The 19,879-nt window shown below is 71.7% G+C and carries 15 protein-coding genes and 4 pseudogenes; 10 read left to right on the top strand and 9 right to left on the bottom strand.

Annotation, left to right across the window (positions count from 1 at the left end; translation table 11 throughout):
- Positions 1 to 15: 15 nt before the first annotated feature.
- Positions 16 to 2,178: a M4 family metallopeptidase gene (locus ACZ5GH_RS37660; protein ID WP_464336654.1), complete on the bottom strand. Its 2,163-nt coding sequence runs from the start codon at positions 2,176 to 2,178 to the stop codon at positions 16 to 18.
- Between the two features lie 242 nt (positions 2,179 to 2,420).
- Here ACZ5GH_RS37660 and ACZ5GH_RS37655 point away from each other — a divergent pair, with 242 nt between their 5' ends.
- Positions 2,421 to 5,219, top strand: coding sequence for a helix-turn-helix transcriptional regulator (locus tag ACZ5GH_RS37655; protein WP_464336653.1), 2,799 nt, complete (start codon positions 2,421 to 2,423; stop codon positions 5,217 to 5,219).
- 33 nt (positions 5,220 to 5,252) lie between these two features.
- Positions 5,253 to 5,398 (top strand): annotated as a pseudogene (locus ACZ5GH_RS37650) (IS5/IS1182 family transposase); the annotation flags it as partial.
- 273 nt (positions 5,399 to 5,671) lie between these two features.
- On the opposite strand, the gene ACZ5GH_RS37645 reads toward ACZ5GH_RS37650, so the two are convergent.
- Both ACZ5GH_RS37645 and ACZ5GH_RS37640 read right to left on the bottom strand, forming a co-directional pair.
- Positions 5,672 to 6,052 carry a VOC family protein gene (locus ACZ5GH_RS37645; protein ID WP_464336652.1) on the bottom strand — a complete coding sequence of 127 codons (381 nt, stop codon included), beginning with the start codon at positions 6,050 to 6,052 and terminating at the stop codon, positions 5,672 to 5,674.
- Between the two features lie 467 nt (positions 6,053 to 6,519).
- The gene (locus tag ACZ5GH_RS37640; RefSeq protein ID WP_387760677.1) at positions 6,520 to 6,930 is read right to left on the bottom strand and encodes an ester cyclase; all 411 of its coding nucleotides are present in this window, start codon (positions 6,928 to 6,930) and stop codon (positions 6,520 to 6,522) included.
- Between the two features lie 127 nt (positions 6,931 to 7,057).
- Here ACZ5GH_RS37640 and ACZ5GH_RS37635 point away from each other — a divergent pair, with 127 nt between their 5' ends.
- Positions 7,058 to 7,738 carry a helix-turn-helix domain-containing protein gene (locus tag ACZ5GH_RS37635; RefSeq protein WP_464336651.1) on the top strand — a complete coding sequence of 227 codons (681 nt, stop codon included), beginning with the start codon at positions 7,058 to 7,060 and terminating at the stop codon, positions 7,736 to 7,738.
- 28 nt (positions 7,739 to 7,766) lie between these two features.
- On the opposite strand, the gene ACZ5GH_RS37630 is transcribed toward ACZ5GH_RS37635, so the two are convergent.
- The 3 genes and pseudogenes from ACZ5GH_RS37630 to ACZ5GH_RS37620 form a co-directional block, all read right to left on the bottom strand.
- Complete coding sequence (locus tag ACZ5GH_RS37630) at positions 7,767 to 8,717, bottom strand: IS481 family transposase (protein ID WP_464336650.1); 951 nt, start codon at positions 8,715 to 8,717, stop codon at positions 7,767 to 7,769.
- A 124-nt stretch (positions 8,718 to 8,841) separates the two neighbouring features.
- Positions 8,842 to 10,100, bottom strand: a pseudogene (locus tag ACZ5GH_RS37625) (NF041680 family putative transposase); the annotation flags it as partial.
- A gap of 161 nt (positions 10,101 to 10,261) precedes the next feature.
- On the bottom strand, positions 10,262 to 11,149 hold the full coding sequence (locus ACZ5GH_RS37620) for an alpha/beta fold hydrolase (RefSeq protein ID WP_464336649.1): 888 nt from the start codon (positions 11,147 to 11,149) through the stop codon (positions 10,262 to 10,264).
- 145 nt (positions 11,150 to 11,294) lie between these two features.
- Between ACZ5GH_RS37620 and ACZ5GH_RS37615 the strand changes: the two genes are divergently transcribed.
- Positions 11,295 to 11,915: a hypothetical protein gene (locus tag ACZ5GH_RS37615; RefSeq protein WP_464336648.1), complete on the top strand. Its 621-nt coding sequence runs from the start codon at positions 11,295 to 11,297 to the stop codon at positions 11,913 to 11,915.
- Positions 11,916 to 12,090: 175 nt separating this feature from the next.
- Here the strand turns inward: ACZ5GH_RS37615 and ACZ5GH_RS37610 are convergent.
- Positions 12,091 to 12,192 (bottom strand): annotated as a pseudogene (locus tag ACZ5GH_RS37610) (IS5-like element IS4811 family transposase); the annotation flags it as partial.
- A gap of 211 nt (positions 12,193 to 12,403) precedes the next feature.
- Between ACZ5GH_RS37610 and ACZ5GH_RS37605 the strand changes: the two are divergent.
- The 4 genes from ACZ5GH_RS37605 to ACZ5GH_RS37590 all read left to right on the top strand — a co-directional run bounded on the left by ACZ5GH_RS37605 (position 12,404) and on the right by ACZ5GH_RS37590 (position 16,047).
- On the top strand, positions 12,404 to 12,730 hold the full coding sequence (locus tag ACZ5GH_RS37605) for a hypothetical protein (RefSeq protein ID WP_387760679.1): 327 nt from the start codon (positions 12,404 to 12,406) through the stop codon (positions 12,728 to 12,730).
- A gap of 504 nt (positions 12,731 to 13,234) precedes the next feature.
- Entirely contained in the window at positions 13,235 to 14,074 is an 840-nt protein-coding gene (locus ACZ5GH_RS37600) for an SMI1/KNR4 family protein (protein WP_464336647.1), read from the top strand.
- Positions 14,075 to 14,513: 439 nt separating this feature from the next.
- A complete protein-coding gene (locus ACZ5GH_RS37595) occupies positions 14,514 to 15,215 on the top strand; it encodes an Lsr2 family DNA-binding protein (RefSeq protein ID WP_464336646.1) in 702 nt (233 codons plus the stop codon).
- 535 nt (positions 15,216 to 15,750) lie between these two features.
- Entirely contained in the window at positions 15,751 to 16,047 is a 297-nt protein-coding gene (locus tag ACZ5GH_RS37590; protein WP_387760682.1) for a hypothetical protein, read from the top strand.
- A gap of 326 nt (positions 16,048 to 16,373) precedes the next feature.
- On the opposite strand, the pseudogene ACZ5GH_RS37585 reads toward ACZ5GH_RS37590, so the two are convergent.
- A pseudogene (locus ACZ5GH_RS37585) lies at positions 16,374 to 16,541 on the bottom strand (DciA family protein); the annotation flags it as partial.
- Positions 16,542 to 16,722: 181 nt separating this feature from the next.
- On the bottom strand, positions 16,723 to 17,223 hold the full coding sequence (locus ACZ5GH_RS37580) for an ALF repeat-containing protein (protein ID WP_464336645.1): 501 nt from the start codon (positions 17,221 to 17,223) through the stop codon (positions 16,723 to 16,725).
- A 740-nt stretch (positions 17,224 to 17,963) separates the two neighbouring features.
- Between ACZ5GH_RS37580 and ACZ5GH_RS37575 the strand changes: the two genes are divergently transcribed.
- The gene (locus ACZ5GH_RS37575) at positions 17,964 to 18,557 is read left to right on the top strand and encodes a TetR/AcrR family transcriptional regulator (RefSeq protein ID WP_464336644.1); all 594 of its coding nucleotides are present in this window, start codon (positions 17,964 to 17,966) and stop codon (positions 18,555 to 18,557) included.
- Positions 18,554 to 19,396: an alpha/beta fold hydrolase gene (locus tag ACZ5GH_RS37570; protein WP_464336643.1), complete on the top strand. Its 843-nt coding sequence runs from the start codon at positions 18,554 to 18,556 to the stop codon at positions 19,394 to 19,396. The genes ACZ5GH_RS37575 and ACZ5GH_RS37570 overlap by 4 nt, the downstream gene beginning before the upstream one ends.
- The last annotated feature ends 483 nt before the right edge of the window (positions 19,397 to 19,879 follow it).

Here is a 19,879-nt window from a genome sequence, read left to right as displayed (position 1 = left end):
AGTACAGGGAGGGTGTCAGCCGATGGCGACGTCGTCGACGAGGAAGATGGTCGTCAGGTACTGGTCCTCGGCGCCGGCGAACTCCAGCTTCACGCTCTGGCCGCGGTAGGCGGACAGGTCGACGCTCTTCTGGACGTACCCGGCCGAGGCGTCGGCGTTGGAGTAGGTGGCCAGGGTGGTGCCGTTGACGTTGACCTTGAGGGTGTCGTAGACGGCGTAGCCGGACTCCTGGGTGGAGACCTTCAGCCAGAAGGTGAGCTTGGGGCTGCCGCTGGAGGGGACGGCGATGTTCGACTGGGAGAGGGACTCGGTGGCGGGGCTGCCGTAGCCCATCATCGCGGCGTACCAGGAGCCGCCGTGCGCGCTCTGCACGGTGGAGTTGGTGATGTCGTCGGCGCTCTGGCTCCAGCCGGCGGTGCCCTGTTCGAAGCCGCCGTTGGTCAGGGCGTTGCCGGGGTTGGGGTTGCCGGTGGGCGAGGAGGTGGGGGTCGGGGTGGGGGTCGGGGTCGGGGTGCCGTTGCCGGGGTCGGGCAGCGCGGTGCCGACGCTGACGGCGGCCCACGCCTTGGAGATCAGGTACCGCTCCTGGGAGTTGGTGCCGTACAGGTCGGCGGCGGCGTTCAGGGTGGCGGTGCGGGCCGAGGCGTAGTTGGTGGTGGAGGTCATGTAGGTGGTCAGCGCGCGGTACCAGACGGCGGCGGCCTTGTCGCGGCCTATGCCGGTGAAGGTGTCGTTGTTGCAGGTGGTGCCGTTGTGCGCGCGTCCGCCGATGGTCTTGGCGCCGGTGCCCTCAGCCGCCAGGTAGAAGAAGTGGTTGCCGATGCCGGAGGAGTAGTGCACGTCCACCTGGCCGGCGCCGGAGTTCCAGCAGCCGAGGCTGTTGCCGTCGGAGGCGGGGTTGTCCATCCGGCGCAGTGCGCCGCTGGGCATGTTGAGCTTCTCGCCGATGAAGTAGTCGCCGGGGTCGTTGGCGTTGTTGGCGTAGAACTCGACCATGGTGCCGAAGATGTCGCTGGTGGCCTCGTTGAGGCCGCCGGACTCGCCGGAGTAGGTGAGGTTGGCAGTGGCGGCGGTGACGCCGTGGCTCATCTCGTGGCCGGCCACGTCGACGGCGGTGACGGGGGTGTTCTGGTTCTGCGAGGAGCCGTCGCCGAAGTACATGCAGAAGCAGTTGTCGTCGTAGAACGCGTTGACCAGCTGGTTGTCGACGTGCACGTAGGCGGGGGCGCCGCGGCCGTCGTTGCGGATGCCGGAGCGGTTGAAGGCGCTCTTGTAGTAGTCCCAGGTCTTCGCCAGGCCGTAGGAGGCGTCCACGGCGGCGCTCTCGCGGCTGGAGGCGGTGCCGTTGCCCCAGGTGTTGGTGGTCTTGGAGAAGGGGCGGGCGTTCTGCCTGGGGTTGGACTGCGGGCTGTTGTAGGCGTCGTAGACGATGGTGCCGCCGTGTGCGGCGTCGGTGAGGGTGTAGCCGGAGGCGGTCTGGGTGGTCTCGATGGAGACCTGGCCGACGGTGGTGCCGTTGCCGGTGCCGGTGGCGCCCTGGTGCAGCTCGTACTGGTCCAGCGGCGCGCCGCTGGCGGCGTCGACGATCACGGCCTCGCGCGAGGCGGGGCCGCTTTCGCCGTCGCCGGTGACGGTGGAGCGGTAGGCCAGGACCGGGACCTTGCCGGCCGCGTACACCACCAGGGTGCTGCCGTCCGCGGTCTCGGACTTGGCGTTCTTGACGTGCTTGGCGTGCTTGACGGCCGCGGCCGAGGCGTCGGAGGCGCTGAGCTTCGGCGTGGTGCCCGCGACCTTGATCGCGCCCTGGTGGGCCTGGTCGGAGCCGGTGGCCTTGCCGTTCTTGTCGTAGTGGACGACCAGGTCGCCGCCGATCACGGGCAGGCCGCGGTAGGTGCGGTCGTAGCGCACGTGCCGGGTGCCGTCGGTGTCGACCAGCACGTCCTTCGCCGTCAGGCGCTCGTCCGCGCCGAAGCCGAGTGACTTCGCGACGGTGTCGGCCTCCCGGTCGGCGGTGCGTATCGCCTCGGCCCGCGCGTCGGCGCTCATCGCCTGGGCTCGGGCGCCGGGTCGGGCGGCGGAGCCGCTGGGGGCCGCCGTGGACTGGGCGGCCACCACGGTCATGGTGCCCAGGGTGAGGGCCGCCGCGACAGCGGCCGCCAGCGCGTTCTTACGGGACATGACATTCCTCCCGCCGAGCTGGGGTTGGGGGGAGAGGGCCGCGGGACGTCATGGGTGGGGGCGTCCGGCAGCCGGAGAACAGCTCGACTGTGGCGATGAGGCTAGGGAAGGCTGGGAGCGGCCGAAATCAGGGGAACCCCTTGTCCTGGACCGCGGCGGCACCGTGGCCGCACGATGGCCCGATGCAAGACACCGCGACGTGGTTCACTGGGGGTCGGGAAACGGGTGGCGCCGTGCTGCCCATGGCGCCGGACGACCTGCGCGCCATCCGCCGGGTGGTGCTGTTCGGGCCGCCCGGCATCGGCAAGACCACCGCCGCCGGCGCGCTGGCGCGCCGGCGGGGCCGCCCCGTCCTGCGACTGGCCCCCGGCCCGCAGGACGCCCCGGTCCCCTACGCCGGGCTGCTCGAACTCGCCCTGGCCCTGCAGCCGTTGCCGACCGCGCGGGAGCTCGCGGCGGCCCTGGACGAGGCTGTCGGCCCGCCGGACTCCCCCGCGGGCACCGGTCCGGCCCTGCGGCTGCGCCGGCTGACCGCCACGGTGCTGCGGGAGGCGCCGCCGGTGACGCTGGTGGTGGACAACACCCAGTGGCTGGATGAGGCCAGTACCGCCGTGCTGGGCTGGGCCCTGCGGCAGGCCCCGGAGCTGCCCGTCATCGCCACCGAGCGCACCTGGCGGCCGGAGGCCGGCGGCCACTGGTGCGGCGAGGACGCACAGGTGGTGCGCGTCCCGCCCCTGACACTCGGCCAGGTCGCCTCCCTCCTCTCCCCCCACCGGCCCGATCCGGACACGGTCGTCCGGCTCCACGCCCGCAGCGGCGGCAACCCGGCCCTGGCGCTGGCACTCGCCGAGGCCTGCGACCGCAGCGCCCTGGACGATCCACCCCTGCCCCCGGCGGCCCGCCGACTGCTCGGCGAATGGCTCGAAACCGTGTCCCACGACGTGCGGGAACTGCTGACGCTCGCCGCGCTCGACGACCGCCCCGACCGCGACCTGCTGGCCCGCCTCGCCGGTCCGGCCGCCGACCACCTCCTGGCCCAGGCCGAGACAGCCGCACTGATCGACCCTCGACACGGCGACGGGCCGGTGCGCTTCACCGCCTCAGCGATCGGCACCGAACTCACCACCAGGCTCACCGACCCCGCACGCCGCCGTCTGCACGCCCGCCTGGCCCAGGCCAGCCACGACCCCTCCCGCCGCGACCGCCACACCGCCTTGGCCGCCGACACCACCGACCCCCGCACCGCCCGGCACACCGCGCGCGAGGCCGCCCGCGCCGCCGGCCACGCCCGGCTGCGCGGCGAACACCCGCTGGCCGCCGAACTCGCCCTCCTCGCCGCCCAGCACACCCCGCGCGAGGACACCGGCCTGCTCACCGAACGGGCCCTGACCGCGGTGCGGGACGCCTCGCACTGCGGCGACCTCCCCCGCGCCCGAGCCGCCACCCGCCTCGTCCTCGAACACGACACCAGCCCCGCCCAACGCGTCAACGCCCTCCTGACCCTGCTCGACGCCAGCGGACAACGCCTGCACAGCGCGGACGAACTGTTCGCCGCCGCCGTCCACGAAGCCGCCGGCCGACCGGGCCTGACCGCACAAGTCCTGCTCCGCCAAGCCGTCTGGGCCAACGTCAACGAAGGCGACCCTCACCGGACCGCCACCCTGGCCGAACAGTCCGCCGACCTCGCCCGCACAGCCGACGACACCACCACCGCCGCCCTGGCCCTCACCATGCAGGCCCGCATCCAGCGCATCCTCGGCCACCCCGGAGCCGAAGCCACCCTGGAGCGCGCCCTGTCCCTGCCACGCACCGCACCCGTCACCGTCAACACCACCCCCGAACACCTCGCCGCCCGCCACGCCCTCTTCGACGACCGCCCCGAACAAGCCCGCACCACCCTGCTGCCCCTGCTCGTTCAAGCCCAACGGACCGGGGACACCGAAGCCACCGTCGACCTCCTGCGCAGCCTCGCCGAGACCGAACTGCGCACCGGACGCTGCGCCAAGGCCCTCGACTACGCCCACCGCGCCCAGACCCTGACCGACCGTACGGCCCTGTCACCCGCGCCGGCCTGCTACACCTCAGCCCTCGTCGAGGGCGCCGCCCGGGACACCGGCGCCGCCCTGGCCCACGCCCGCCGGGGCATCGACGCCTCCCGGCACGAGGGCAACAAGGTCTTCCTCTCCCGCAACCTGTTCACCCTCGGGCACCTGCTGCTGACCGCCGACCGCCCGAAGGAGGCCCTGGAGGCGCTGGAGGAGGTCCGCGCCCTGGAGGAGCGGCAGCAGGTCCGCGACCCGTCCGTCCTGCGCTGGCACGCCGACCTGGCCGAGGCCCTCCTCGCCGTCGGCCGCCACGACGAGGCCGACGACCTGCTCGCCGACACCCACCGCACCGCCACCGAGCTCGGCCGGACCTCCGTCCTGCCCGCCCTGGAGCGCGCCCGGGCCCTGCTGGACGCCGCCCGCGGCGACCACGGCACAGCCGCCCGCCGCCTCACCGACGCCGCCGAGCGCCTCCGCGACCTCCCGATCGAACGCGGCCGCACCCTGCTGGCCCTCAGCCACACCGAACGCCGCGCCCGCCGCCGTGCCAGCGCCCGCACCGCCGCACAGAAGGCTGCCGACCTCTTCACCACCCACGGAGCCCACCCCTGGGCCGAAGCCGCCGCCCACGCCCTCCACCGCCTGGAGCCCGGCTCCGCGGACGCCGGCGCCCGCCCCCGACTCACCGGTGCCGAAGAACGCTGCGCCCGCCTCGCCGCCGCCGGCGCCAGCAACCGCGACATCGCCTCCGCCCTGACCGTCAGCGTCAAAACCGTCGAGGCCACCCTCACCCGCGTCTACCGCAAACTCGACGTCCACTCCCGCGTCCAACTCGCCCACGCCATCACCCCGACACTCGAATCTGCGGCCGAAACCGCATCGATGACCACTGGACGCGGCAGGCGCGGGCCGGTGCGTTCGCCATCGAAGACGATGATCAGCGCAGATGGGGAACACTGCTACTTGTCCGCTCATCAAGGAGACGGGCCCTACTAAAGCTTGTTCCAGAAGGTCTGGTGCGGGGCATTTCGCATCGTCCGGCGTCTCGGCCCGCTCCTGGCGCTGGAGGCCGCTCCACGCCCGGTGCCGGGCGTGGAGCGGCTGTGGATCGTGGACGGCACCCTGGTCCCGGTGCGGGACCGCAGCGTCGGGGCCCGAGCCGTAACCACCGGTTCTGTGGCGGGCCCTCACTGACGCCCCGCGCAGCGGTGCCTGACTGGCCCTCAACCGCAGACGGAGGTGGGGCCTGGCGGCCCCTTGGCGGGGGCACGGTGTCGCCTGCGGCTCTCGGGGAGCCTGTCGGCCCCAGGGGGTGGGCGACCCGGTCCGCTGACCGGCGACCGGCCGTGCCCGAGCGACCGGTCGTGGCCGCGCGCCCGGCGCCTCGGTGCCCGGGGACGGGGAGCGCAAGCACGGCCGTCCACCGTGGTCGGCCGTGCTGGTCGCAGTCATCGCCGAACGGCTGCGACCAGCACGGTGGCACTGCTCTCAGTGGACGCAGAACTCGTTGCCGGCCGGGTCCTGCAGCACGGTCCAGGTGAGGCCCGGGACGCTGTGCTCGCCGACGACACTGCACCCAGAGCGACCAGCCGCGCCACCTCCGCCGTCAGGCTCGTACCGGGCGCGGCAGCGAAGTCGACGTGCACCCGGTTCTTGCCCCGCCGCTCCTCGGCCACCCGCTGGAAACCCAGTGCCACCGGCTCGGCCTTGACAATGACGAAGTCGCCGTGGTCCTGGGCGATCTGCCCTCCCAACGCAGTGGCCCACCACCGGGCCAGCTCCTGCGGTTCCGCACAATCCACCGTGATCATCACTGCCGTCAGATTCATGATCGTCACCCTAACCACGGCCACCGACAACCGACGGCGCCGAGCGAAGCCGAGCGGCGCCGAGCAGGGCCGGGGTGGGCTCCGGCTGCGCCGGGCCGTGGGGGCGGGGGGGGGGGAGCAAGTGGTGCTGTCGTGCTCTCGCGGCCCGGGCCGAGGAAGGGGGATCCGGGGGGCATCCGCGCTGGGAACGGGCGGCGACAGCGGTCCGAGCGGGGACAAGGGACGCGACAGCACCTGGGCAGGGCCTGCGGACCCGGGAGAGGCCGGCGGACCGGACGACCGCGGAGCGGGCCCGGGGCGAGGACGGCGGCGGCCGAGCAGGGGCGCGCAGCAGGCCCGGGACGGCGGCGCAGCAGGTCGTCCCGGCCGGCCTCTGAGCAGCGAGGCGGGGCCAGGGCGGCGCAACCGGACTGCTGGCAGATCAGCCGGACGTGCGCCGCCCGTCGGCGGTGTGGGCGGTGTCCGGGTCACTCCCCCTTGAGCTGCTGCACCAGGCCGAGCCGGTCGATGACGGCGTGCCGCTCGCTGATGCGGTCGCCGACGAAGCGGAACAGGGCGAAGGCCTCCGTGCTGACGCGCTTGCCTGTGGCCGGGACGCCCATCAGCGGGCCGGTGTGGGTGGCCGTCATGCGCCAGCGGACGACGACGTCGTCGCCCTCGCCGAGCAGGTCGAGGATCTCGAACGACGGGTCGGTGTGGGTGGCGTGCACCTCTCGGATGGCGTCTTTGAAGCCCTGCGGGCCCCGCACGTTCTGATGCTTGCCCTCGCTGGTGGCGAAGTCCGCGGTGAACAGCTCGTCGGCGACGTCCACGTCGCCGGCTTCGAGGGCCTTGTAGAGGCGGCGAACGGCGTTCTTGCGGTACTCGACGGTGGTCATGGGTCCCCTCCCGAGACGGATCCGAACGGATCGCCGAGCGACTTACTGAGCGATCCATCAGTAAGTTAACCTGTTCCTGAGCAATTACTCAAGAAGTCGGGGCGACAGGGAGAGACGGAGGCCGGAGATGGCTCAGGCGCGAAGCGGTCGGCCCTCGACCGGGGTGCGGGAGGCGCTGCTCAAGGCGACCGAGGAGGCGCTCGGGGAGGCCGGGCTGGCGCTGTCCACCAAGGAGATCGCCCGCCGGGCGGGCGTCGCGGAGTCGAGCATCTTCTACCACTTCGGCGACCGGCTGGGCCTCCTCCAGGCCGTCATCGGACTGCACCTGCCCGCGTTCGCCGACGCGACGGCCGTCCTCGGCGCGCCGGAGGGTGCCGCCGGGCCCGCGTCCGGAACCGCCGCCGGGGCCGCGGGGACCGCGACCGCCCCGGGGGCCGCGGAGGCCGACCCCGGCGCCGAGCTGGAGGCCGACCTCGCCGCCCTGCTCGCCCGCCTCGAACGGTTCTACCGCCGGATCATGCCGATCCTGGGCGCCGTCCAGTCCGACGCCCAGCTGCGCGGGTTGCTCGCCGAACGCGGCGGAGAGGTCGGCCCGCACCTCGCCCTCGGGGCGGTCGCCGACGCCGTCCGGGCCCGCCAGGCAACCGGCCGGCTCCCTGCCGCGCTGGACCCGTCCGCCGCGGCCCTGCTGCTCGTCGGCGCCGCCCACCAACGGGCCCTGCAGGCCCACTTGCTGGGGGAGGCCGCAGCCCGCTTCCTGCCCCCGGTGGCAACCGTCGCCTGCACCCTCGCCCGGGCCTTCCGGTAGCGCACCACGCCGGGTCCAGCCGGGCCGGCTAGCTGTACTGACCAGTGAGGTTGGGGACGCGGCTGGCGGGCGGCTTGCCTGCGAGCGCGGTGTGTCCGCGGTGGTGATTGTAGGTGTGGAGCCAGTCGGTGAAGGCGTCGCGGCGTTCCTGCTCGGTTCGGTAGGGCCTGGCGTAGGCCCACTCGTCGAGCAGGGTGCGGTTGAAGCGTTCGACCTTGCCGTTGGTCTGCGGGCGGTAGGGCCGGGTGCGCTTGTGTGCGATGCCTTCGGCGGCGAGGGCATCGCGCCAGGCGTGTGAGCGGTAGCAGGCTCCGTTGTCGGTCAGCACGCGCTGGACCGTGACCCCGGCCCGGGTGAAGAACTCGTTCGCCCGGGCCCGGAATGCGGCTGCGGTCTCCTTGCGTTCGTCGGGCAGGATCTCGCTGTAGGCCAGGCGGGAGTGGTCGTCGACGGCGTTGTGCAGGTAGCTGTAGCCCACGCCCGAGTGCGACGGGCTGCCCGCGCGGCCGCGCACCTTGTGGCCGCCTCCGTCGGGGATGTTGCCGAGCTTCTTGATGTCGACGTGGACCAACTCGCCCGGTGTGGCGCGTTCGTAGCGGCGCACCGGGCGGGCGGTGGCACGGTCGAGGTGTGCGAGGCGGGCGAGGCGGTAGCGGACCAGGACCCGGTGCACGGTGGCTGGGTTCAGGCGGAGCGGGTAGGCGATGCGTGCCGGTCCCCAGCGGCGCAGGACGCGGATCTTGACGATCCGCCTCTCGGTGCGCGTCGGCAGGCGGCGCGGGCTGCGATGCGGGCGGCTGGAGAGATCGCTCATGCCGGCCTCACCGAGCGCGCGGTAGCGGTCCGCCCAGCGTTTGGCCGTGGTCGGCGAGACCTGGAAGCGTTCGGCGGCCCGCCGCAGCGGCCAGCCGTCCTCGACCACGCAGCGGGCCAGACGCAGGCGTCCCGTCTCGGTCAGCGGTGCGTTACGGTGGGGCATGAGGGCCTTTCTGGTGCCGGTGCAGATGTCGCAATCCACACCGAGCCAGAAGGCCCTCACTCATTTCAAGATCACCCGGTCGTGAACCCCGTCACTAACCTCTGTGGTCAGTACAGCTAGCGACCCTTTGGCGCCGCAGCTGATCCAGCTTGTTCGGTTCTGCCGGCTTCTCCCAGGGGTGGCGGAGGTCGGCGACGAGCGGGCGAGGCGGAGCTGGGTGTGGGCGGCGATCACGAGCCAGGTCCAGCGGTCGGCTGCCGCCGAGCCGCGTAGGCGGGGGCGGGTCCAGCCGAGGGTCTGCTTGAGCAGGCGGAACGTGTGCTCCAGGTCGAAGCGGCGGAGGAAGGACTGCCAGCAGCGGTCGACGTCGGCCGGGCCGGCGCCGGTGCGCGACCACCAGAGCCAGACCGGCCGATTCACCCCGCCACTGGGCAGCTTCTCGACGGCCAGGCGGATCACCGTGCCTTCGAGGAGCGGCAGCTCGTCGTCATGGTCCAGCCAGGCCTCGCGGCAGGTCAGCCGGGGATGGAGCCGGTCCCAGGCCCGGGCGACGGCGGTGCCGTAGCGGCGGGTGGCCGTGGTGGTAACCGCCTGCTCGGCGCCCCAGGTGGCGGGGTCGCCGAAGACGAACTCGCCGCCGTGCTTGGGCGGCCGGCCCCCGGCCGGGTGAGCCGCGTGCCACTCGGCCCGGGTCGGTGCCGGGCGGCGCATCACCCGGTCCGAGCGGAGCCGGCCCAGGACCTGCACCGGCAGGTCGCCGAGCAGGTGGGCGATGCGCGGGGCGTCGTAGCCGGCGTCCATTACCACCAGGACCTCCGGATCACCGGCCTTCCACTGCCCCGCGCCGATCAACCGGACTATCACGACGCGGAGTTGGGCTGTGGTGACGGCGGCCAGGTCGGCGCCGGGCTCCAGCCGCACCGCGTCGAGGACCGCCGTCCATGACGTGCGGCCTGTCTCCAGTGCGACCACGAAGGAGTACGGCCAGCCGGAGATCATCTGGTGCTTGGCTTCGCCACGGCCGTAGGTGTGGCAGAAGGAGCGGTCCGGGCACGTCTGGGCGTCCGGCCGCAGCCAAGGCGAGACGTCCACCGCGAGCACCAGTCGGCCGTCGGCGGCGCGGGGCAGCGACAGGCCGGCCAGCTCGGTCCGCAGCCGGTCGACGTCGAGGCGGCCCTTGTTCAGCGCACCGTGCCCGCGCCGGTGCTCGGGCGCCAGCGCCAGGTCCACCAGGCTCTTCACCGGCCCGTCGCTGCACAGCACCGCGTCGGCCAGCTCGAACAGGGCGTCGCGCCGTCCGGTCAGGCAGTCGTAGAAGACTCCCCGGAAGCGTGACAGTTCCGCGAACGGCTCGCCCCGCACACCTTGCCCTACCACAGCCATCACTGCGACCTTAGCATCAAGTCCTTTATCTCTTGGTCGAGTTCAGGATCACGTGAGGGCCGCGCCCACGTCCGACGAACACCCATGTGGGTGATCGCGTTCGATGCGGCATTCGAAGCCGGACAGCCGGGGACAAGCCAGCCAGCGAGCCTGTCGAAGCCCTATGTGCCCACGGCGCCTTGCACGAATCGCCGAAGGTGCGCACGCACAACATCGGGCTGCTCCAGCCAGGGCTCATGGCCTGCGCCCTCAATCCGGGTCAGCGGGACAGCGAGCAGGAGCGCGAGTGATTCAAGCGCCGACACAGGACGGGGATCGTCAACCCCGCCGAGGAGTTCCACCCGCGCAGGCAGGCGTGCACGCAACTCGGCAAGGTGATCATCGAGCGGATCGGCGCGCCCTTCCAAACCTAGTTCGGCGTTCATGGACCAGTTGACCGGTCGACGCCGCCGAGCAGCCTGGGCTGCCCAGCGCCACCCTCGTTCCGGATCGGAGTGGTCGGCGAACCAGGCCAACGTGAGCAGCTCGACTTCCTGCTCTTCCGAGCGATGCGGCAGATCCTCCAATTCGCGGAGCCGCTCCCGCTGGGCTGAGGACATGCGGCGGTCGCGTTCTGCTCGGTCCCCGGTACGCCAATCACCGACGAACGGCCCGCACATCAGCAGCATGGCCACCACCCGGTCAGAGTGCCGCAGACAGAACCGACTCGCCAGATTGGTGCCGTAGGAGTGCCCGATCAGCACGGCCTCGGGCACCTGCCACACGTCGAGGAGCTCGGCGAGATCCTCGACATGCCGAGTGAAGGAATGACGACCCCGCCAGGAAGATCGACCCGTTCCACGCTGGTCGTACCAGTACACAGGCGCAAGGTCCGCGACCATGGGGGCGATATCACCCAGATAGTCCGGCAGACCGGGACCACCATGGAGCAAGACCACGGCTGGCCGCCGAGCCGTGTCCCCCAACGCCTTCCAGCGCAACTGCGCTCCATCGGTCATCGACACGAGGCCCTGCATCTCCATCGAAGTCACCGCCAGGAACGTACCCACGTCACTGGGGCTCCGCCAGAGGTTAAACGGCAAGCTGAGTACCTGCTTTCGATCCGCCGTCGAGCATCAGCCCAGATCAGGAATCGAACAGGCTCAGGAAAGCCCGATTGCATAGGTCGTTTGGATCCTTGCGAAGATTCTCGGTGTGACTTCGTTTCCCGCCGTCGGCGATGCCCCCGGCGACCCCTTCGCCGAGATCGGCGATCCCATCCTGGCCGTCGCGGACAAGGGGCGACGCATGGTTGCCGTGGCTGGCGCGCACGAGTTCGACGAGGCCAATACGGTCGGCGTCTTCCACGTCACCGATCGCGCCCGGCGCCGCTGGCTCCTGCGCTCGCAGTACCCGGTGAACGCAATGGCCTTCCATCCGACAATTCCCCTCCTCGTGGTGGGATCCGGTGAGTACGACGGTGGCTACTGCTTCGAGGGGGAGCTCCTGCTCGTCCATCTGAAGACCGGCATCACCCCGTCGCTCATCGAGCATCATCTCGGCCGCCAGATTCTCGGCCTTGAGTGGCTGAACGATCAGGATCTTCGTGTCCTGATGGCGCCGGCCGACGACTGGAAGGACCACAAAGCCCATGTGGAAGGGCACGTTGCCGTGGTGCGTCGCGCGGACTGGACCGCGGTCGGCGCCAAGTCACTCACCGGCAAGCACCTGGCCGGCCCCCGTGTGCCGGCGCCCCGCCCAGACCACCGCGAGGCCGCCCGTCAGACGGTCGCCCGTCTGAGGGCGCCACGGACGAACCGACACCGCACCAGTTGAGCCAGGTTCTGGCGGCAGGGCTGGCGGTTTGCCGGCGGGCGGTCAGTAGCCGTGGGAGAGTGGCGTCGGCCGGTTCTCCGGGAGGTCCGGAGGGCGTTCGGTCGACCGGTCGCCAGAACGATCAGTCCCGCTGGGCTTCGCGGGGTGGTGGTTGGTTCTTCCTGCGGGACTGCCGTTGGGTGATTCGCCTGGTCATCAGGGTGATGGCCGCCCAGGTGATCAACGACTCGCTGTGCTGGACGAGGCGTTCGTAGTCTCTCGCGTGCCGGCGGGCGTGCGCTCGACCACCTCGATACGGGCGGCATTGTCCAGCAGACTCACCATCACAGCCTTGGTTCGATCACCAGCGTCTCGACAGCGCACATGATCACCCCAAGGGTGCTCCGCTGTCCGGAGAACGTTAGAACCCGTGATCAGCCACGAGCTGAGGCCTCGTCAGACCGTTGCGGACGTTCCGCCTTCGCCTCAACGCCAGCGGCACGCAGCCGATGGACGAAAAGAACCATCTCGGGCATCGTCCCTGCGAACGCGCCCGCCCGGATCTGCTGGAACGCCCCCTTCGCCTGTGCCAGGTCCCCGCCCAGCTCGGCGCGAAGAACCTTCATCACGAGGACCGGACTGGCGAGAGGATCACTGAGTACGAGCCTCGCCTCGCCGTGCTCAGCCAGAAGACGCTGACGCAGGTCATCCGGTATGTCGCTTCCTCCTGGCCCGCACTCGTACAACGCGTCTCCGCAGACGGAGCAGTGGTAGCCGATGTCCCATTCAAGCCTTCGCCCGACCAACGCCTGAACGCCGACGCACTCCATCTCTGAGCCGCAGCCAGAGCACTGCGACGGGTACCTGACGGACTCGATCACTGCGATATGCCCCGTCCACTGGCACTACCTTGACGACGCCGGCATCCAGGGTACCGAGGTTAAAGAACAAGCTCAGTGGCTGTGCCTGAACCTGGTGTGCGTGTTCAGGGGAGGTCGATCAGCGGTTGATGAAATGGGCCGTTCGGATACCGTCACCGTGAGGGGGTCCGAACGGCCGCTGGTAGGCATGAAGCCTGGGTGCTCTTCCTGGGGGCGAGCCGCGCCCGGCCGCCGTGGTGTGCCTTCGCTCAGTGCAGGAGGACAGGCGTGCGTCCGGGCTGGGCTCAGGCTGCCACCGGACAGGACCGGTCACGAGCCGGCTGTCCGGACAGCCCAAAGCCCGGACCGCAGACGCTCAGGTGGGTAGGTCGTGCCCAGGCCGGCAACGGTGGGGCAGATACCTCCCCACATCCACCCCACCTGACGGGACAAGGGCTCCTCCTCGATAGCCTCGCCCGTATGACGACGATCGACGACCTGGTCGCCCTGGTCCCCCCACCGACGAACCCCGTCAACGCGAGCGGCGACTGGACGCAGGTCGAGAGCACCCTCGGCCTCGAACTTCCCTCCGATTTCAAGTCCCTCATCGGTTCCTACGGCTCGGGTCAGTTCGTCGACTTCATCACCCCCCTCACTCCGTTCGGCAGCCGCAATCACCTGCTCCAGTTCGCCCGGCAGCTGCTGGAGAACGAGCGACCGTTCCGTGAGGCGAACCCGGACAAGTGCCCCTACCCCTACTTTCCGGAGGCCGGCGGCCTCCTGGAATGGGCTGCCACCGACAACGGCGACCGGCTGTGCTGGGTAACCGACGGCCACCCGGACACCTGGACCGTCGTCGTTTGGAACCCGCGCGGGTGGTACTACGACGCCCACGAGACCAGCGCGGTCGGCTTCCTCCACGGGTGGCTGAGCGGACGGCTCAACACCAGCGTCTTCGCTGCGAACGAGCACGTCACGGACCCATGGTTCGAACCGCTCCGCGCGCTCAGCCACGTCTACATCAAGCTCACGGACGGCCAGCGGACCTACTCCGAGCGCCTTCGAATCCTCCAGCAGGCCCTGTCCCCCACCGCAGACCGGGGTGGCTACAACGAAGAGGGCGACCGTCAGGACCACTTCGACGCCACCGAGCTCGGCTGGAGGCTCACCTACGAGACGGCCTACGGACACCAGATCCGCGTCGCCTTCCCACCCGAAGACGAAGGTCGCGTGCGATCAACCCTTCTCGCGGCCATCCGCAGCATGGGCTGCGAAGTGCTGTCCACGACAACGCACCGAGGCGAGCCCGTCTGGGACTGAGCGGTGATCGCTGCTCAGGAAGCCAGCCCGTAAGCCGGATAATGGCCGGTCATCGCCCCGAACCCATCGACGGCCGGCGCAGCAGGTCGGTGGCCACCACCGCGGCCCCGCTCTCGTCGGCGACCAGGACGGCGGAGGCACGACGGCAGCGGCCGGACGGCAGCCAGCGACCGGCGCGGGGCGGAACAGCGAGCGCTGAACCCGGCCGGGATGCCTGCAGCGGAGCGGGGGCGCACGGACGACGTCGACCGACCGTACAGCAGCGCGCAGCTGCCAGGCCGGACGGCGGCAGGCGGGCACGGGCGGGAGGACGGCGGCCGCTGGGGCCCGGCAGCAGCGTCGCGCACCCGGGCTTGTCCCAGGCCGCTGTCCTTGTCCGTGGTCCCGTCTACGGTCGTCCCATGCATGATCATCTGTCGCTCGACTGAGGGGACCTCCGGTGGACGGAGCAGGAGACGTTCGGGCGGCCTGGGCGCGGTTCACCTCATGGCTCGAACACTACGATCCCGGGATCGTCGCCGCCCTCGGCAGGCCGGGGACCCTGGAGGCCATCGACCGGGCCGAGGTGCGCATGGGCCTGGAGCTGCCGGCGGAGTTGCGGCAGTGGCTCCTCGCGCAGGATCTGGACACCGGCTTTCTGGCCGAGCCCCGCGAGACCCTGGTGGAGCGAGGGTGCGACGTGCCCGTTCCCGGCGGTCATCTTCTGCTCGGCCTCGGAGACATCGAGCGGGTCTACCTCCACCAGCTCGCCGCGGAGCGGAGTTCCGGTGATCCCGACTGCCCGTCGTGGCGCCCGGAGTGGGTCCCGATCGCAGCGGAGCGCGACGGCCTGTACGGGACGTTCCTGGACACAGCTAACGGGACGGTCGGCACGTGGGCCGAGTACTACCTGCCCGACGAAGGCGTCTGGGCGTCGCTGGCCGCCTTCTTCCAGCAGGCGGCGGACCTGCTCGAAGGAGTCCCCACCGGGGACTGGAGTGGCCCGGGCACGCCCGTGCGGCCCCGCAAGCGCGACGAGGCGCAACCGGAGGACGAGGCGGTACGGCACTGGGCCCGCACCCGCGGCATGGTCGTGAACGACCATGGGCGGATTCCCTCGAACGTCCGTGAGGCCTACGACAAGGCCTCACGCCTTCACTGAGAAGAGTCACACCAACAGGTCACACGTGCGGCCCTTCGCCGGGTAGAGCTTGGCGTGCAACACCCGGTCCTCCCACCACGGGTCATCCGGGGCGCAGACCAGCGCGCCACCGCAGCGCAGGGCACAGGCAGAAGGGCGCCGTCCCACGCCCGCGCGGCCGCCACCAGGAGGGTCTGGTCCGGCCCATGGGTGCCGCAGCCGAGGCTCGCCGGCGGCAATCCGACCTCGTGCCCCGTCGCCGCCACGCTGGACCTCCACGTCGGCGGCAGGGTCAAGACGGGCGGCGCCCTCCGGCTGGTCCGGCAGCCGGCCAGGCCTTCTCCCGCAGCTCCAGCTCCGAGCCGGCCTTCCTCCGCCGATCGAGCCCCGGCACGGCTGGCACGGACACAGCGCGGCGTTGGCGGTGCGAACCGCCTCCGGCCGCGCCGCCACCTGATCGGGGCAGGTGGGCCGCATGCACCCGGTCGTTTCGGGCAAGCGCCCGGGGACCACGCCGTGCTCGCGCGCGGCTTCCCCCGTTGCTGAGGAGAACCCGGTGCTCGACACGCCGTCCCTGCTGGCGCAGACGTCCAGCGGCCCCCCGTTGCTCGTGCTGATCTTGCCCGCCGTGCTGATCGCCGCAGCCCTGATCGGCGCGTTCGTCTGGGGCGGGCGCCGGCGGGCCGCCCGAACCAGGCCGCCCGAGCCGGTGCCCCGCGCCGCCCTTGGCCAGGAACCCGACGGCCGCCGGCCCGACCCCGATTCCTGGCGGGTCGCCGGCACCGACGAGGGCCCGGCCTCAACCGGCGCACCGGGCGAGTACCGCCAGCGCAACCCCGGCCCGCCGCAGTGAGCCACGGCGCCGGTCGGCGGCATCCCGCCCGCGAGCCGGAACGACGGCGGCGGGGACGAGCTCATGCTCCCGGCAGTCGCCGTCCCGGGGAGGCCAGGGTGGCGGCCCAACCGCGCGGTGGCCACGACCGGCCCTTCACCGGGCGGGAAGCGCGTCCTCGCCGAGGCTGAGCCCATCCAGGAACTCCCGGCGCAGCACCCGGCCGGTCCGCCTTCTTCATCCGGACCGGCCGGACAGGGCGTGCCGCACGCCGTCCGGGCGATCGCACCGGTCACGGCCAGGCGGGCCGTCGTGGAGCAGCACCACCCGTGGTCCAGGCGCCGGGCCAACTGCCCGCCGAGCCACCTCACCTGCTGCACCCATGCCGCGGAGTCCGCGACCAGGGCCAGTGTCCCGGTGGCCTTGTCGAACTCCACGGGCTGGACGTGCCCGGCGATGTCGGGGCCGACGACCTCCTCCCACGCCCGGGCCCAGGTCCAGGAGCCAGCGGCCAGCGCAGTCCGGCCGATCCGTGCGGTGGCGATCCTGGCCGACGGGGTGGGGGTTGCGGACGTACGTCGATGGCCGCGCCCCTCACGTCGGCGAGCGTGAGGTGGCGCCCCTGCCGTAGCAGCATGGCAGGGGCGGCCCGCACCGAGTGGTGCGGGCCGCCCCTGCCCCGTGCCGCCTGACCGGTCAGACGTTGTACCGGCCGACCTCCAGGAAGTACCGCATCTCCTCGGGAGTGCCCTCGAAGGCCTTCAGCGCCGCCGCGCGCAGCGCGTCACCGCTCGCCGGGTCGGCGACGATCCGCATGATCGCCACGCGGTCGTCCTCGGCCTGGGCGAGCCGCAGGCCCGTCTGCAGGAAGTACGTGCGGTCCGCGGCGGTACCGTCGAGCGCCTTCTGCGCCTCGCGCTTCACGGCCTTGCCGGAGGTGGGATCGGCGAGGATCGTCGCGATCGCGACCAGGTTGTCCTCGTCCTGCGCGATCCAGCGCCCGGTCTTCAGGAAGTACCGCAGGTCGTCGACGGTACCGTCGAGCGCCTTCTGCGCCTCGCGGTTGACGCCCCTGCCGGTGGCGGGGTCGGCGATGATGCGCAGGATCGCGATCCGCAGGTCGTCCTCCGACATCGTGTCGTACGGCGAGTCGGCATCGGTGGTCGCGACGACGGCGGTGCCGGACGACGAGGACATACCGGTGGCCGCGAGGGCCGGAGTGGACAGCAGCAGGGGGGCGCCAGCGCGCCGGTGGCCACCACGAGTGCCACGCGGGACAGCTTCATGAATCCCCCAGAGATCGAATACCTGCCGGGCAGGCGCCCGGCCCCGGGAAGCGGTACGGGCAGCGAATCCCCCTCTGCGCGAACGCCGTTCCCCGGTGCGAATATCGTGACAGGAGAGGCGCCCCGGTTCGTCGCAAGATCACGCCAACCTTCATCCCGATTCTTGCCACTGGCCTGGCGATCACATGGCTCGGATGAAGTCCGGGCACGAGGCCCGGTGCGGTGTCCGGCGCCGAACGCAGCCGTATCCAGGCAGGTACGGCTGCGGAAGCTTCGGGCCGCCCCTGCGCGATGGCCGGGTGCCGCTCGATGCTCGGCACCATGCGCTGGAGCTGCTCGGGTCCTCCGTGCCCGAACAGGATGACAAGGTACAAGCCCCCTGCGAATCCGGTGCGCCGCCGCACGGTGCGGTCCCCCCGGCGCAACCAGGAGAGGGCGCGGTGCGGTGGTGCGGGTCCCTTGTCCAGGGGGGACGCGCGGCCGCAGTCGACGCGCCCGGCCGGGAGCACCGGTACACGCAACGGCGCGCTCCTCGATCCAGATGGCCGGCGCGCTGCAGTTCCTGGACGCCCCGGTGAACATGCCCCGACCTTGCTTTCCTTGGGGCCCTAGTCTATAACTAGAGGCATTAGGAAACCTTGAGGAGGGCGCATGGCGCGGGCCGGGCTGACGGCGGAGCGGGTGACGATCGCGGGCGCCGAGCTGGCGGACGAGATCGGGCTCGACCAGGTGACCATGGCGCAGGTGGCGCGGCGGCTGGGTGTGAAGGACGCGAGCCTCTACGCGCACGTCCGCAACCTGGAGGATCTGCGTGGACGGATCGCGCTGCTGGCGGCGGACGAGAAGACGATCCGCATCGCGGAGGCGACCGCCGGGCTGGCGGGCAAGGACGCACTGGTCGCGTTCGCGAACGCCTGGAGGGAGTACGCCCACCAGCGTCCGGGCCGCTACACGGCAACCCAGATCCCGATCCAGATCGACCCTGAGCTGGCCGCGAAAGCGCCCGGACCACGGCGCGCGGTCGAACTGACCTACAGCATGCTGCGCGGCTACGGACTGACCGAACCCGACCTGACCGACGCGGTCCGGCTGCTGCGCAGCACGTTCCACGGATTCGTCGCCCTCGAGGCCGCGGGCGGCTTCGCGCACGAGCGTTCGCCCGAGCAGTCCTGGGCCCGCGCCCTCGATGCCCTGCACACCCTCCTGGAGCACTGGCCCCCGTCCCGAGAAGGAGACTCGGCATGACCGACCCGACCACTGGCAGCCTGCGCGTGGATGGCGCGACCCTGCACTACGAAGTACGCGGCCAGGGCCCGCTCCTGCTGCTGATCCCCGGAGGGGCGGGCGACGCGGCGTCCTTCGACGGCATCGCCGACGACCTGGCCGCCGAGCACACCGTCGCGACCTACGACCCGCGCGGCATGTCCCGCAGCCCGCTGGACGACCCCGAGGCCGACCAGCGCGTGGCCGAGCACGCCGACGACGCGCTCCGGATGCTGGACCTGCTGTCGCCCGGTGCGCCCGCCCGGGTGTTCGGCGCAAGTTCGGGCGCGATCGCCGCCCTGCATCTGCTCGCCGCCCATCCCGAACGCCTCGAACGCGTGGTGGCGCACGAGCCGCCGGTGGTGGAGGTCCTGCCGGACGCGGCCGAACACCGCGCGCTCATCGCACGAGTACAGGAGGTGTTCCACACCCAGGGGCTGATGCCGGCGATGACCGAATTCGCCGCGGGCCTGAAGAAGGACGGCGACACCACCGAACCGAAGGCCGAGATCACACTCCCGCCACAGGCGGCGGCACGGGCCGAACGGACGATGGCCAACCTGCCGTACTTCCTCGGTAGCATCGTGCCCGACTTCATGGCCTACTCCCCGGACATCCACCGACTGGAGGCGCTGTCGGACCGGCTCGTGCTGGTCGGCGGCCAGGACTCACGCGGCGAGCTGCCCTATCGCTCGGCCGCTTTCCTGGCCGAGCGTCTCGGCACGGAACTCCAGCACTTCCCCGGCGGGCACACCGGCCTGACCACGCACCCCGCCGAGTTCAGCGAACTCCTTCGGAAGGCATTCGGCGCCCACAACTGAATCCCGCTCACCCCGGTCCGCCCCACCGCAGGCGGTTACCGACCGCCTCGCGTGCTGGGCGCTCCGGGCGGTGGCGGCCCTCTGCGCGCGGACCACCCCCAGCACCGCCGCGGCCGTGTCCGACCCGGCGGCGGCGACCAACCGCCCGGTCCTCGGTTTTGATGTTGCCGTCCGAGGCGACCATGCCGTGCGACGCGAGGTCACCGAGCGCCCTGTACGGGCGCGGCGTTCTCCCGCTGGGAAAGGCCGGTACCGCTGTCAGGGGCGTGGCGCAATCCTGCGCCAGGAAGGCCGGGGCCGGGGTCCGGCCCCGGCCGCGCAGCGGGGGCAGACACGGTGGCTGTCCGAACCGAACCCGACCCCGGCGGAGCAGACCACCACCGCCGTGCAACTGCTCTTCATGGCCGACGCCTTCCACATCACGCTTGCGGACATCGACGACGGCCGCGAGACGATGCGCAGCCTGGCCCCGCCGTTCCTCTC

It is taken from the genome of Kitasatospora sp. Xyl93 (assembly GCF_055383135.1).
Note: the sequence above shows the minus strand (reverse complement) of the source record. Positions and strands in the feature narration are given on the sequence as shown.